14 protein-coding genes are annotated in these 13,140 nt (G+C 70.7%); 9 read left to right on the plus strand and 5 right to left on the minus strand.

The features are described from left to right. Positions 1 to 267 precede the first annotated feature (267 nt). Both GA0115233_RS02955 and GA0115233_RS02960 read left to right on the plus strand, forming a co-directional pair. Positions 268 to 771 carry a DUF6082 family protein gene (locus GA0115233_RS02955; RefSeq protein ID WP_255310029.1) on the plus strand — a complete coding sequence of 168 codons (504 nt, stop codon included), beginning with the start codon at positions 268 to 270 and terminating at the stop codon, positions 769 to 771. Between the two features lie 151 nt (positions 772 to 922). Continuing rightward, the gene (locus tag GA0115233_RS02960; RefSeq protein WP_093718472.1) at positions 923 to 1,159 is read left to right on the plus strand and encodes a hypothetical protein; all 237 of its coding nucleotides are present in this window, start codon (positions 923 to 925) and stop codon (positions 1,157 to 1,159) included. Positions 1,160 to 1,214: 55 nt separating this feature from the next. On the opposite strand, the gene GA0115233_RS02965 is transcribed toward GA0115233_RS02960, so the two are convergent. The 5 genes from GA0115233_RS02965 to GA0115233_RS02985 all read right to left on the minus strand — a co-directional run bounded on the left by GA0115233_RS02965 (position 1,215) and on the right by GA0115233_RS02985 (position 8,133). Then, positions 1,215 to 2,294, minus strand: a complete 1,080-nt coding sequence (locus GA0115233_RS02965; RefSeq protein WP_093718450.1) for a 2-oxoacid:ferredoxin oxidoreductase subunit beta — start codon at positions 2,292 to 2,294, stop codon at positions 1,215 to 1,217. Beyond that, entirely contained in the window at positions 2,287 to 4,215 is a 1,929-nt protein-coding gene (locus tag GA0115233_RS02970) for a 2-oxoacid:acceptor oxidoreductase subunit alpha (RefSeq protein ID WP_093718451.1), read from the minus strand. Before GA0115233_RS02970 ends, GA0115233_RS02965 begins: the two co-directional genes overlap by 8 nt. A 257-nt stretch (positions 4,216 to 4,472) precedes the next feature. Beyond that, positions 4,473 to 5,132, minus strand: coding sequence for a response regulator transcription factor (locus tag GA0115233_RS02975; RefSeq protein ID WP_285435592.1), 660 nt, complete (start codon positions 5,130 to 5,132; stop codon positions 4,473 to 4,475). Positions 5,133 to 5,389: 257 nt separating this feature from the next. Next, the gene (locus GA0115233_RS02980) at positions 5,390 to 6,718 is read right to left on the minus strand and encodes a sensor histidine kinase (protein ID WP_093718453.1); all 1,329 of its coding nucleotides are present in this window, start codon (positions 6,716 to 6,718) and stop codon (positions 5,390 to 5,392) included. Positions 6,719 to 6,912: 194 nt separating this feature from the next. Then, positions 6,913 to 8,133, minus strand: a complete 1,221-nt coding sequence (locus GA0115233_RS02985) for a sensor histidine kinase (RefSeq protein WP_093718454.1) — start codon at positions 8,131 to 8,133, stop codon at positions 6,913 to 6,915. 191 nt (positions 8,134 to 8,324) lie between these two features. On the opposite strand from GA0115233_RS02985, the gene GA0115233_RS02990 reads away from it, so the two are divergent. From GA0115233_RS02990 to GA0115233_RS03020, 7 genes are all read left to right on the plus strand, one after another. Continuing rightward, the gene (locus GA0115233_RS02990; RefSeq protein ID WP_093718455.1) at positions 8,325 to 8,744 is read left to right on the plus strand and encodes an NADH-quinone oxidoreductase subunit A; all 420 of its coding nucleotides are present in this window, start codon (positions 8,325 to 8,327) and stop codon (positions 8,742 to 8,744) included. After that, positions 8,735 to 9,337 (plus strand): NADH-quinone oxidoreductase subunit B, encoded by a 603-nt coding sequence (locus GA0115233_RS02995; RefSeq protein WP_093718456.1) that lies wholly within the window; start codon positions 8,735 to 8,737, stop codon positions 9,335 to 9,337. Before GA0115233_RS02990 ends, GA0115233_RS02995 begins: the two co-directional genes overlap by 10 nt. After that, complete coding sequence (locus tag GA0115233_RS03000; RefSeq protein ID WP_093718457.1) at positions 9,334 to 10,884, plus strand: NADH-quinone oxidoreductase subunit C; 1,551 nt, start codon at positions 9,334 to 9,336, stop codon at positions 10,882 to 10,884. The genes GA0115233_RS02995 and GA0115233_RS03000 overlap by 4 nt, the downstream gene beginning before the upstream one ends. Then, positions 10,881 to 11,849 carry a complex I subunit 1/NuoH family protein gene (locus GA0115233_RS03005; protein WP_093718458.1) on the plus strand — a complete coding sequence of 323 codons (969 nt, stop codon included), beginning with the start codon at positions 10,881 to 10,883 and terminating at the stop codon, positions 11,847 to 11,849. The genes GA0115233_RS03000 and GA0115233_RS03005 overlap by 4 nt, the downstream gene beginning before the upstream one ends. Before the next feature lie 2 nt (positions 11,850 to 11,851). Then, positions 11,852 to 12,403, plus strand: coding sequence for a NuoI/complex I 23 kDa subunit family protein (locus GA0115233_RS03010; RefSeq protein WP_093718459.1), 552 nt, complete (start codon positions 11,852 to 11,854; stop codon positions 12,401 to 12,403). Continuing rightward, a complete protein-coding gene (locus tag GA0115233_RS03015) occupies positions 12,400 to 13,023 on the plus strand; it encodes an NADH-quinone oxidoreductase subunit J family protein (protein WP_093718460.1) in 624 nt (207 codons plus the stop codon). Before GA0115233_RS03010 ends, GA0115233_RS03015 begins: the two co-directional genes overlap by 4 nt. Next, positions 13,023 to 13,140, plus strand: a 118-nt coding sequence (locus GA0115233_RS03020; RefSeq protein ID WP_176711623.1) for an NADH-quinone oxidoreductase subunit NuoK, incomplete at its 3' end; no start/stop codon positions are given. The genes GA0115233_RS03015 and GA0115233_RS03020, both read left to right, overlap by 1 nt.

Genomic DNA, 13,140 nt, shown 5'->3' on the forward strand with positions numbered 1-13,140 from the left:
GTCGACGGCGCCTGCGGGGCACATACGAGGCAGGACGACGGCCGACGAACCGGGCACGTCCCCCCATGCGCCCCCTCTCCGCCTCCCATACCGATTTGCCGAGCAGGGCAGTCTGAGGGGCGGGGAGGTTTCGCCCACTGTGTGTCGGCCGACTCCTGCGCCAAGTGCTGCGCACGGCCACCGGAATCTGGGGGTAACTTTGACATGGCCACACTGACCCCGGCCGCCAGGCGGATCGGTTCTGCACTGGCGGTGGGGCTTGGTTGGATGCGGACTCCTTTTGCTCCTGGTGGTCGTCACCGCCGTCAGGAGCAGCTTCTTGTGGAATGCAGCCGCCAACTCTCCGCCGTGGCTGAGGAACTTCGCCGGGCGAATCTGATTCAGCACCACCGTTTGCTCGTGGAGCAGCTGGACCGGGCGATCGACGACCCCACCCTGGCGGCTGCCATGAGCACCCTGCGCGGGCTCACGGAAGTGAAGCGCCGTCAGATGCTGTTCGCCAACCGGGAGTACGGTGTCCTGCTGCTGACCTATCGCGTCGACGGGTGCACCTGGGACGAACTCCTGAGCCGACTGCGCATCATGTGCCACAACGACCTGTTCGCGGAGTACTGGTCGGCGACCCTGGAACACCGCAAAACCCTGCCCGAGGAGTCCCTGGAGGCGAAGGTGGGCCAAGCGGTCGACGCGATCCTGGAAGACCTCCGCGACGACCGGGACGAGTGGTGGGTCGTGGGCCTGGAGTCCCCACCGCCACCGCCGCAGCCCTAGACCAGCGGGTATGTGAAAGGCGTCACAATCGCGTGTAAGATCCGGGGCACTGTGAACCCAAGGGGGCACCGTCCGCGGACGGTGCCCCCTTGAGATGCGGGGCGCGCGGCCCCGAGAGGGGACCGCTGAGGTGCGTCGCGAAATCCTGCCGATTCGGATCACTCGTCGGCTCGGCGACCCGCCTCGCCTGCGCGGCTGCGGTACGGGGGAGACCTGCCCGGATGTCTTCGAGCTGAGCAACGGCGACTTTGCCGTCATCGGCACGGAGGCCACCGAGGAACTGGACGGCCTGCTTCCGGCGGACGCCGCACGCGCCGACTACGAGCGCATCGTGATCATCAGCCGGGAGACCCTGATCCGGGCCAAGAAGGACATCCCCGACGCGTAAGACAGAGGGGCCCGGGTGCTTGCCGCACCCGGGCCCTCGTTCTGTCCGCCGCGGTTCAGCCGACCACGGTCCAGGTGTCGCCCCCGGCCAGCAGCGCGGCGAGGTCGCCCTTGCCGTACTGCTCGACCGCCGTTTCCAGCTGGTCGCTCATCTGGGTGTCGTAGACGGGCCGTTCGACGCTGCGGAAGACGCCGATCGGCGTGTGGTGCAGGGTGTCGGGGTCGGCCAGCCGGGACAGCGCGAACGCCGTGGTGGGGGAGTCCGCGTGCGCGTCGTGCACGAGGATGTCGGCCTCGTTCTCCGGCGTCACCTCGACCACCTTCAGATCACCGGTCGCCCGGTCCCGTACGACGCCCCGCCCGCCGTCGGTGCCGAAGCGGATCGGCTCGCCGTGCTGCAGGCGGATGACCGCCTCCTCGGCCTGCTGCTTGTCCTTGAGGACCTCGAAGGCACCGTCGTTGAAGATGTTGCAGTTCTGGTAGATCTCCACCAGCGCGGTGCCGGGGTGGGCGGCCGCCTGACGCAGCACCTCCGTGAGGTGCTTGCGGTCGGAGTCCACGGTCCGCGCCACGAAGGACGCCTCCGCGCCGATCGCCAGCGACACCGGGTTGAAGGGCGCGTCCAGCGAGCCCATCGGCGTCGACTTGGTGATCTTGCCCAGCTCGGAGGTCGGGCTGTACTGGCCCTTCGTCAGACCGTAGATCCGGTTGTTGAACAGCAGGATCTTCAGGTTCACGTTCCGACGCAGGGCGTGGATGAGGTGGTTGCCGCCGATGGACAGCGCGTCGCCGTCACCGGTCACCACCCACACCGACAGATCCCGGCGCGAGGTCGCCAGCCCCGTCGCGATGGCGGGGGCGCGCCCGTGGATGGAGTGCATGCCGTACGTGTTCATGTAGTACGGGAAGCGCGAGGAGCAGCCGATGCCCGAGACGAAGACGATGTTCTCGCGTGCCAGGCCGAGTTCGGGCATGAAGCCCTGCACGGCGGCGAGGATCGCGTAGTCACCGCAGCCGGGGCACCAGCGCACTTCCTGATCGGACTTGAAGTCCTTCATGGACTGCCTGGCCTCGGCCTTGGGGACGAGCGAGAGCGCCTCGATCGTGCCCGTGCCTTCCCTGGACGTCTCAGCCATCGATGGCCTCCTTCAGAGCCGTTGCGAGCTGTTCGGCCTTGAACGGCATTCCGTTGACCTGGTTGTACGAGTGGGCGTCCACCAGGTACTTCGCCCGGATGAGCGTGGCGAGCTGCCCGAGGTTCATCTCGGGGACCACGACCCGGTCGTAGCGCTTGAGTACCTCGCCGAGGTTCTTCGGGAACGGGTTGAGATGACGCAGGTGCGCCTGCGCGATCGGCCTGCCCGCGTTGCGCAGCCGGCGCACGGCCGCGGTGATCGGGCCGTAGGTCGAGCCCCAGCCCAGCACCAGCGTGCTCGCACCGTGCGGGTCGTCGACCTCCACGTCCGGCACGTCGATGCCGTCGATCTTCGCCTGCCGGGTCCGCACCATGAAGTCGTGGTTGGCCGGGTCGTAGGAGATGTTGCCCGTGCCGTCCTGCTTCTCGATGCCGCCGATGCGGTGTTCGAGCCCCGGCGTGCCCGGGATCGCCCACGGCCGGGCCAGCGTCAGCGGATCCCGCTTGTACGGCCAGAAGACCTCGGTGCCGTCCTCCGTCGTATGGTTCGGGCCCTGCGCGAACTGCACCCGCAGATCCGGGAGTTCGTCCAGCTCCGGAATCCGCCACGGCTCCGAGCCGTTGGCCAGGTAGCCGTCGGAGAGCAGGAACACCGGCGTGCGGTACGTCAGCGCGATCCGCGCGGCTTCGAGGGCCGCGTCGAAGCAGTCGGCCGGGGTGCACGGGGCGACGATCGGCACCGGCGCCTCGCCGTTGCGGCCGTACATCGCCTGGAGCAGGTCCGCCTGCTCCGTCTTGGTCGGCAGACCGGTCGACGGGCCGCCGCGCTGGATGTCCACCACCAGCAGCGGCAGCTCCAGCGACACCGCCAGGCCGATCGTCTCGCTCTTCAGCGCCACGCCGGGCCCGGACGTCGTCGTCACCGCCAGCGAACCGCCGAACGCCGCCCCCAGCGCCGCCCCGATCCCGGCGATCTCGTCCTCCGCCTGGAAGGTCCGCACACCGAAGTTCTTGTGCTTCGACAGCTCGTGCAGGATGTCGGAGGCCGGGGTGATCGGGTACGAGCCCAGGAAGAGGGGCAGGTCCGCCTGCCGGGACGCCGCGACCAGCCCGTAGGACAGGGCGAGGTTGCCGGAGATGTTGCGGTAGGTGCCGACGGGGAAGGCCTTCGCCGCCGGGGCCACCTCGTAGGAAACCGCGAAGTCCTCCGTCGTCTCACCGAAGTTCCAGCCCGCGCGGAACGCCGCGATGTTCGCCGCCGCGATCTCGGGCTTCTTGGCGAACTTCGACTTCAGGAACTTCTCGGTACCCTCGGTGGGCCGGTGGTACATCCACGACAGCAGGCCCAGCGCGAACATGTTCTTGCTGCGCTCGGCCTCCTTGCGGGAGAGGTCGAACTCCTTGAGCGCCTCCACCGTCAGCGTGGTCAGCGGCACCGGATGCAGGTGGTAGCCGTCCAGCGAGCCGTCCTCCAGTGGCGAGGACTCGTAGCCCACCTTCTGCATGGCCCGGCGTGTGAACTCGTCCGTGTTGACGATGATCTCCGCGCCGCGCGGCAGGTCGCCCACGTTCGCCTTCAGGGCCGCCGGGTTCATCGCCACCAGCACGTTCGGCGCGTCGCCCGGCGTGAGGATGTCGTGGTCGGCGAAGTGCAGCTGGAAGGAGGAGACACCAGGCAGGGTCCCGGCGGGAGCGCGGATCTCGGCGGGGAAGTTCGGCAGCGTCGACAGGTCGTTGCCGAACGACGCCGTCTCCGAGGTGAACCGGTCACCGGTGAGCTGCATACCGTCACCGGAATCCCCCGCGAACCGGATGATCACCCGGTCCAGCCGGCGCACGCCCTTCGCCGTCGCCGGATTGCGCTGCTCTCCCACTACTGCTTCGTCGGCCTGCTCCGCTGGGCTACTGACCTGGCTGGTCACTGAACTGGACCTCCCTAGAGGCGGCTGTCGGGGAGGGGCCCTCCCACAGGCCCTCCCACAGGATCAACCCTACGTCCGCAAGGGTCGCCTTCCCCGGGCCATTCGCATGATGGACACGGTTATGAGACGGTTCGCCACCCTGACTTGTCATGATTTACACGCCCCCCGGCGCTTCTCTGCAAGACGCTCCCCACTCCCTGTGCGGTTCTCCGGCCCCGTGGAGGTCGGCCGCCTTTTGTTGACACGGTGTCAGGCCGTCAAGAGTTCAGGTAGGTCAGGACCGCCAGAACGCGACGGTGATCCCCGTCACTCTGGGACAGCCCGAGCTTGAGGAAAATGTTGCTGACGTGCTTCTCCACGGCTCCGTCGCTAACCACCAGCTGACGCGCGATGGCGGAATTGGTGCGCCCCTCCGCCATCAGCCCCAGCACCTCCCGCTCCCGCGGGGTCAGTCCCGCGAGGACGTCCTGCTTGCGGCTGCGCCCGAGCAGCTGTGCGACCACTTCGGGGTCCAGGGCCGTGCCGCCCTGGGCCACCCGCACTACCGCGTCCACGAACTCCCGGACCTCGGCCACCCGGTCCTTGAGCAGGTAACCCACCCCGCGGCTGGAACCGGCCAGAAGTTCGGTGGCGTACCTTTCCTCCACGTACTGTGACAGGACGAGCACCCCGAGTCCCGGATGTGCCTTGCGCAACTGCACGGCCGCCCGCACGCCCTCGTCCGTGTGCGTGGGCGGCATCCGTACGTCCGCGACCACGACGTCCGGCAGCGAGCCCTGCGCGTCCAGTTCCGTGATGGTCTTGATCAGTGCTTCCCCGTCGCCCACCCCGGCCACGACCTCGTGCCCGCGGTCGGTCAGCAACCGGGTCAGGCCCTCCCTGAGCAGCACTGAGTCCTCGGCGATGACCACCCGCACCCTGTCCTCCACGACTTTCGGCCCCCCGAGCCCTGTTGCGTCCGGCCGGATGTCGCCCGACCTCGTTCCACGGCCTCAGTATTCCGCGATATGCCGGATCGCGGCGGGCCTGTGGATAACCTGCCGCGCGCTCCCGCGAGCAGGGTCGGGATTTGGACACGAGGGGTCGGACTTCGGATACGGGCCCGCCCCCGGTGCGGGGGACACCGGAGGCGGACGCGGAGGCGGACGCGAACGGGATCAGGAGCGCCGCGGTGTCACACCGTGCGCCAGGGCAGCTCCGCGGTGATCCGGGTCGGGCCGCCGACGGGGGAGTCCACCACCAGGATCCCGTCGACCGCGTCGAGCCGTTCGGTGAGCCCGGCCAGACCCGAGCCCGCGGTGGTGTCGGCGCCGCCGACGCCGTTGTCGACGACCTGGAGCATCAGCCGGTTCTCCACCCGCCACACGTCCACGGCCGCCCAGGTGGCCCGAGAGTGCTTGCTGATGTTCTGCAGCAGCTCGGAGACGGTGAAGTAGGCGATCCCCTCGATCGCCGGCACCGGCCGCTCGTCCAGGTCGACCTGCACCTCCACCGGGACCGTGCAGCGGGAGGCGACCGAGGAGAGCGCGGCGTCCAGGCCGCGGTCGGTCAGCACCGCGGGATGGATCCCGCGGGCCAGGTCCCGCAGCTCCTGAAGGGCGATCTTCACCTCGCCGTGGGCCTCGTCCACCATCCGGGCCGCGGCCTGCGGGTCCTCCGCGAGCTTCTCCTTCGCCAGGCCCAGATCCATCGCCAGCGCCACCAGGCGGGCCTGCGCGCCGTCGTGCAGGTCGCGCTCGATGCGCCGCAGATCGGCCGCCGCCGTGTCGACCACGACCCCGCGGTCCGACTCCAGTTCCACCACCCGCGTCGCCAGCCGCGACGGACCCAGCAGCCCGTGCACCAGCAGCCGGTCGACCGTCGTCAGCGCCCGCACGATCCACGGCGTGGCCAGCGTGAAGAGCAGCCCCACCAGCGCCGTCACCGTGATCTCGAACGCGTTGTCGAGGTAGACGCTGTGTGTCTCGTCGCCGTAGAGCTGCATGCCGTCCTGTCCGCCGTACAGCGGGAACAGCCAGAACCACAGCGGGTACGTCAGCAGGCCCCAGCCGATCGACCAGAAGGTCACCGCGACGGTGAAGGAGAACGTCGCCCACGGCAGGTGCAGCACCGAGTACAGCAGGGCGCGCCAGGAGGCGCCGCTCTTGAGGACCGCGCCCATCCAGGCCAGGAAGCCCTGCTTGCGGATGCGCAGCGGCTCGGGGTCGGCGACCTCCAGGTCCAGCAGCCCACGCGCGCGTGCCCGCTCCAGTGCCCCGAAACCGCGGCAGCCGGCCAGGCCCGCCGCCATGACCGGGATGCCGAGGAAGGTCACCAGCAGACCGGCGCCCAGGGAGACCATGGTGACCGAGTAGGTGAAGAGCACGATGCTGATCGGCAGGCCGATCAGAACGTAGATCAGCTCCCGCCAGTGCCGCGCCTCGAAAGGCGCCCGCAGTCCGGCGGGCAGCCGGTGCCTCTCGGGGACATCGAGTCCGTAACCCTGCCCGTACTCCATGGCCATCGGCGTCGTCCGTTTCTCTTCCGTGCGTCCGGGGTGTGCGTACTTGTGCGCGTACCTGTGCGCGTACCTGCGTGGTACCTGAGTGCGTACCTCCACCCTCCTGCGCCGCAGGTCCGCGGACCATGGAGGCCATCGGCGTCTTCAAAGGGGGGTTTTCCCTACCCCCCGGCTCCCGTCCGGCCCCCGCCGCGGGCCTACCCCCGCTCCGGAACCCGGTCCCGCCAGGGCAACTCGGCCGTGACCGTGGTCGGCCCGCCCTCCGGGGAGTCGATGACGAACAGCCCGTCCACCGCGCCCAGCCGCTCGGCGAGCCCCTGCATCCCCGTACCGCCGTCCAGCCGGGCCCCGCCGCGGCCGTCGTCCCACACCTGGAGCAGCAGCCGGTCGTTCGCCCGCCACACGTCCACCGACGCCGAGCGGGCCATGCTGTGCTTGCTGACGTTCTGCAGCAACTCGGAGACCGTGAAGTAGGCGATGCCCTCGATCGCCGCGGCCGGCCGCTCGTCCAGGTCCACGGTCACCTTCACCGGGACCGTGCAGCGGGAGGCGACCGAGGAGAGCGCGGCGTCCAGGCCGCGGTCGGTCAGCACCGCCGGGTGGATGCCGCGCGCCAGGTCCCGCAGCTCCTGGAGGGCCAGCTTCACCTCGCCGTGCGCCTCCTCGACCATCGCCGCCGCGTACTCGGGGTCCTCCAGCAGCTTCTCCTTGGCCAGACCGAGCCCCATCGCCAGATTGACCAGCCGGGCCTGCGCGCCGTCGTGCAGATCCCGCTCGATGCGCCGCAGATCGGCCGCCGCCGTGTCGACCACGACCCCGCGGTCGGACTCCAGTTCGGCGATCCGGCGCTCCAGGTCGTCCGACGGCGACAGCAGGCCCCGCACCATCGCCCGGTCCAGGTTCGCCATGCCCCGCGCGAGGAACGGCAGCACCGGCCACAGCACGAACAGCGAGGCCAGCGTCACGGTGAAGGTGAGGATGCCCCAGGGCAGCCGGATGAACTCGTACAGCACCGTCCGCCAGCCCACCGGGTCCTTCAGCAGCAGCCACAACTGTGGGAAGAAGCCGTTCCGGCTGCCCCGCAGCCTGAGCGGGCTCGGCTCGTCCACCCGCACCCCGAGCAGCCGCCGGGCCCGCCTGCGCTCCAGCTTGCCGAGCTGCCGCGCGCCCATCAGCCCGAGCGCCAGCAGCGGGAAGCCGACCACCGTCACCGTCAACCCCGCGCCGACCGACAGCAGGGTCACGACATAGGTGAAGCCGAACAGCGACACCGGGAGATTCAGCAGGAGGTGCAGGATCTCCTTCCAGGTGTGCCGGTCGTAGGCGAAACGGGCCGGCGGCAGCGGCTCCTCCTCGTCGTAGGGGGCGGCTCCGGCGGCTCTCGTGGCGCGGTGGGAAGACGGCTGGCGTTCGGTCATATGGGCTAGCGTGCCGGTCGAGCGGCGCTCGCGCCATGAGGCGGACCGCCCAGCTCCCCTGGGGAAAACCCCACTGCCGCACACGAAGCTGTGACGGGCTGCTTACGCTCGCTTTAACAGGGCCTAGACTCCCGTGCGTACTAGATCGTCGAACGGCTGTGTTCACTGAGGTCAGGGAGCGAGGGACGGACGTGCCGGAAACGACCGTCGTCGTCGCGGCGGACAAGGGTGTCGTCGTCTCGGCGGAGTACTTCCAGTCCTACTCGGTCGTCGGACTGCTCGCCGTGGTCGGCGTGCTGTTCGTCGCGGTCGCCTTCGGGGCCGGTCGCCTGCTGCGGCCCGTGGTCCCGACGCCCGAGAAACTGCTGACGTACGAGTGCGGAGTCGACCCCGTCGGCGAGGGCTGGGCGCACACCCAGGTCCGTTATTACGTCTACGCCTTCCTGTACGTCATCTTCGCGGTCGACTCGATCTTCCTGTTCCCCTGGGCGACGGTCTTCGCCGCGCCCGGCTACGGGGCCACCACCCTCGTCGAGATGTTCATCTTCCTCGGCTTCCTTGCCGTCGGTCTGCTGTACGCATACAAGAAGGGCGTCCTGGCATGGACGTGACCCCCGCCTCGTCCGAGCCGGTGCCGCTGCCGGAGCCCAAGCGGCTCGGCGCGCTCGCCCGCCTGGCACCCGAGCCGATGAAAGTGGTCCTCAACTGGGGCCGCCGCTACTCGCTCTGGGTCTTCAACTTCGGCCTCGCCTGCTGCGCGATCGAGTTCATCGCGGCGTCCATGGCCCGCCACGACTTCATCCGCCTCGGCGTGATCCCCTTCGCGCCCGGCCCGCGCCAGGCCGACCTGATGGTCGTCTCCGGCACGGTCACCGACAAGATGGCGCCCGCGGTCAAGCGGCTGTACGAGCAGATGCCCGAGCCGAAGTACGTCATCTCCTTTGGCGCGTGCAGCAACTGCGGCGGCCCGTACTGGGACTCGTACTCGGTCACCAAGGGCGTCGACCAGATCATCCCGGTGGACGTGTACGTCCCCGGCTGCCCGCCCCGCCCCGAGGCGCTGCTCCAGGGCATCCTGAAGCTCCAGGAGAAGATCGCCCGGGAGTCGCTGGGGGAGCGGTACGGGACGGCGCGGCCCTCGGCGGCGGCGCTGCAGAGCGGGCTGGTCGCGGCCCCGGTTCCGACCGAGGGGGACGAGCGATGAGCGCTGTCGGCTGGCTGCCCGCCCCCGTGGAGGAACTCTTCGGTACGGAGGCCACGGCCGAGGAGTCCTACGAGGTCCTGACCGTCGACGTACCGCCGACGAGCTGGACCTCCGCCCTCCGTACCGCCCGTGACGAGCTGGGCTGCACCTTCTTCGACTGGCTGAGCGCGGTCGACGAACCCGGCACGGGGTTCCGGGTCGCCGCCCACGTCGCCGCCCTGTCTCCCGTACGCCGTCTGCTGCTGCGCACGACGGTCCCGCACGAGTCGGCGGTCCTTCCGTCCGCGGTCACCGTGTACGCGGGCGCGGCCTGGCACGAACGCGAGACCCACGAGATGTTCGGCGTCACCTTCGAGGGCCACCCGGGGCTGGACCACCTCCTCCTCCCCGAGACCTTCGAGGGCCACCCCCTGCGCAAGGACTTCGTCCTCGCCGCCCGCGTCGCCAAGGCCTGGCCCGGCGCCAAGGAACCCGGCGAGTCCGACCACGGCGGCCCCAAGCGCCGCCAGATGCTCCCGCCCGGCGTACCCGACCCGAACGAGTGGGGTCCCCTGAAGGGCCAGCTCCCGGCCGCCCCGGCCCGCCCGGCCCGCCGAGCCGCGGCAGGCGCGGCAGGCGCGGCGGCGGGGGAGCGCCCGGTACGGCGCGCCCGGTCCGTCTCGGAGGGCTCGGCAAGCCAGCAGGCGGCAACCGCGACGCCGCGACGGGCCCGCAGCGCGGGTGAGGGTTCGGCTTCCCAACGGACCGAGCCGCCGGCGGCGGAGGGCACGACGGCGGAGGGCACAGCGGCGCCTACCCCGCGCCGTGCCCGTAGCGCGACCGAGGGTTCGGCCTCCCAGCGCACCCAGCCCCCGGCAGCCGGGGACACGTCGACCCCGACCCCGCGCCGCGCCCGTAGCGCGACCGAGGGTTCGGCCTCCCAGCGCACCCAGCCCCCGACGGCCGAGGGCACGTCGACCCCCACCCCGCCCAGGACCGCGCGCAGCGCGGACGCCCCCTGGCACCACGCCCGCCCGGCCTTCGACGAGGGCGAAACGGCGCCGAAGGACGCGCCGGCTCCGGCGAGCGACGCGCCTACGGGGGCCGCGCCCGCACCTGAGGGAGAGGCGGCGCCGCAGGCCAAGCCGACCTCGGCGAGTGACGCGTCCGCGGAGACTGCTTCCACGCCCGAGGCGGAAACGGCACCGAAGGACGCGCCGAGCCCGGCCGACGACGGGTCCGCGAAGACCGAGCCCGCGAAGACCGAGCCCGCACCGGAGGCTGACGCGGGGCCGCAGGCCAAGCAGGCCCCGGCGGGCGAGGCGGCTCCGAAGGACACGCCGGCTCCGGCGGACGACCAGGCCTCGGCGGACGACCAGGCCTCGGCGGACGACCAGCCGTCGCCGGACGACCAGCCCCCGGCCGACGACGGACCCGCGAAAACCGAGCCCGCCCCGGAAGCTGACCCGGAGCCGCAGGCCAAGCCCGCCCCCGCCGAAGAAGCCCCCGCCCCGGCCCAGCAGCCCGCCCCCGAAGACCCGGACACCCCCGCAGGAGGCCCGCAGTGAACGACGCGCTCGACGTCACCCTGCGACTCCTCGTCGTCTTCGTCGTCTTCCTGACCTTCCCCCTGCTCATCGGCCAGACCGAGCACAAGGTGATGGCGCACATGCAGGGCCGCCTCGGCCCCATGTACGCGGGCGGCTTCCACGGCTGGGCCCAGCTCGTCGCCGACGGTGTGAAGTTCGCGCAGAAGGAGGACGTGGTTCCGGCCGGCGCGGACCGCCGTATCTTCCAGCTCGCCCCCGCCGTGGCGCTGCTGCCGTACCTCCTCGTGCTGCTCGCCATCCCGATCGGCCCCGAGGAGGGCGCCGTCGGCGAGGTCATCGACGCGGGCGTCTTCTTCGTACTGGCCGTCATGGGCGTCGGCGTCCTCGGCGCGCTGATGGCCGGGTGGGCCTCCGCCAACAAGTTCTCCCTCCTCGGCGGCCTGCGCACCGCCGCCCAGCTCCTCGCCTACGAACTCCCGATGCTGCTGGCCGCCGCCTCCGTGGCGATGGCGGCGGGCACGGTCTCGCTGCCCGGCATCCTCAACGCCTTCGAGTGGTGGTGGCTGCCCTGGCAGATCGTCGGCGCGATCGTCTTCTTCGTGGCCGGCCTCGCCGAACTCCAGCGCCCGCCCTTCGACATGCCGGTCGCCGACTCGGAGATCATCTTCGGCGCGTACACCGAGTACACGGGCCTGCGCTTCGCCCTGTTCCTGCTCGCCGAGTACGCCGGAATCGTCGTCCTGTGCGGTCTGACCACCGTCCTCTTCCTCGGCGGCTGGCACGGCCCCTGGGGCGCCGACGGCCTCGGCTGGGTGTGGACGCTGCTGAAGACGGCCGTCCTCGCCTTCATCGTGATCTGGCTCCGTGTCACCTACCCCCGGCTGCGCGAGGACCAGCTCCAGAAGCTCTCCTGGACCCTCCTCGTGCCCCTCGCCCTCGCCCAGATCGCCCTCACCGGCATCGTCAAGGTGGTGATCGAGTAACCATGGCCCCCATCCCCGGCAGCGGCCTCGCCAAGGGCCTGGCCGTCACCCTCCGCACCATGACGCGCAAGTCGGTCACCAAGCAGTACCCCGACACCCAGCCCGACCTCCCGCCCCGCACCCGCGGTGTGATCGGCCTGTTCGAGGAGAACTGCACGGTCTGCATGCTGTGCGCCCGGGAGTGCCCCGACTGGTGCATCTACATCGACTCCCACAAGGAGACGATCCCGGCGGCGACCCCCGGCGGACGCGAGCGCAGCCGCAACGTGCTCGACCGCTTCGCCATCGACTTCTCCCTGTGCATGTACTGCGGTATCTGCATCGAGGTCTGTCCTTTCGACGCCCTGTTCTGGTCCCCGGAGTTCGAGTACGCCGAGACCGACATCCGCGACCTCACCCACGAGCGCGACAAGCTCCGCGAGTGGATGTGGACCGTGCCCGCGCCGCCCGCCCTGGACCCCGCCGCCGAGGAGCCCAAGGAGATCGCCGCGGCCCGCAAGACGGCGGAGAAGCTCGCCGCCGCCCAGGCCGAAGCCAAGGAGGGAGAGGAGTGACCCTCGCCGCCCTTGCCGCAGACACCCACGGCTTCCTCTCCCCGACCGGCGTCGAGATCGCCTTCCTCCTCGTCGGCCTGGTCACCCTCGGCGCGGCCCTGATCACCGTCACCACCCGGCAGCTCGTCCACGCCGCCCTGTGGCTGGTGGTCGCCCTCGGCGGCCTCGCCGTCGAGTACCTCCTGCTCACCGCCGAGTTCATTGCCTGGGTGCAGGTCCTCATCTACGTCGGTTCCGTCGTCGTCCTCCTGCTGTTCGGTCTGATGCTCACCCGCGCCCCCATCGGCCGCTCCCCGGACGCCGACTCCGGCAACCGCTGGGTCGCCCTTGGCGTGGCCGTCGTCGCCGCCGCTGCCCTGGTCTGGGTCGTCGTCGACGCCTTCCGCACCACCTGGATCGACCTCGACGGCGCCCCGTCCGGCTCCACCGACGTCACCGGCCAGGCCCTCTTCCAGAACTGGGTCCTCCCCTTCGAGGCCCTCTCCGTCCTCCTCCTCGCCGCCCTGGTCGGCGCGATCGTCCTGTCCCGCAAGGCGAAGGCCGACGCCGCGCCCGCGACCGGCGGCCCCGCCGACCGTGGCCCGGGAGCCGCCGGTGCCGACAAGGAAGGCGCCCGCTGATGCACCTCGCCTACCCCGCCGTGCTCTCCGCCCTCCTGTTCTGCACGGGCCTGTACGGCGTCCTCGCCCGCCGCAACGCGATCCTGGTCCTGATGTCGGTCGAGCTGATGCTCAACG

The organism is Streptomyces sp. DI166 (assembly GCF_900091315.1).
In the GTDB taxonomy this organism is placed as follows: domain Bacteria; phylum Actinomycetota; class Actinomycetes; order Streptomycetales; family Streptomycetaceae; genus Streptomyces; species Streptomyces fuscus.

Bases quoted from the DNA above. Each gene is read 5' to 3' on its own strand.
- GA0115233_RS02955 (WP_255310029.1), top strand. From the start codon at position 268: ATGCGGACTCCTTTTGCTCCTGGTGGTCGTCACCGCCGTCAGGAGCAG.
- GA0115233_RS02965 (WP_093718450.1), bottom strand. From the start codon at position 2,294: ATGGCTGAGACGTCCAGGGAAGGCACGGGCACGATCGAGGCGCTCTCG.
- GA0115233_RS02980 (WP_093718453.1), bottom strand. From the start codon at position 6,718: ATGGCCATGGAGTACGGGCAGGGTTACGGACTCGATGTCCCCGAGAGG.
- GA0115233_RS02985 (WP_093718454.1), bottom strand. From the start codon at position 8,133: ATGACCGAACGCCAGCCGTCTTCCCACCGCGCCACGAGAGCCGCCGGA.
- GA0115233_RS02995 (WP_093718456.1), top strand. From the start codon at position 8,735: ATGGACGTGACCCCCGCCTCGTCCGAGCCGGTGCCGCTGCCGGAGCCC.
- GA0115233_RS03000 (WP_093718457.1), top strand. From the start codon at position 9,334: ATGAGCGCTGTCGGCTGGCTGCCCGCCCCCGTGGAGGAACTCTTCGGT.
- GA0115233_RS03010 (WP_093718459.1), top strand. From the start codon at position 11,852: ATGGCCCCCATCCCCGGCAGCGGCCTCGCCAAGGGCCTGGCCGTCACC.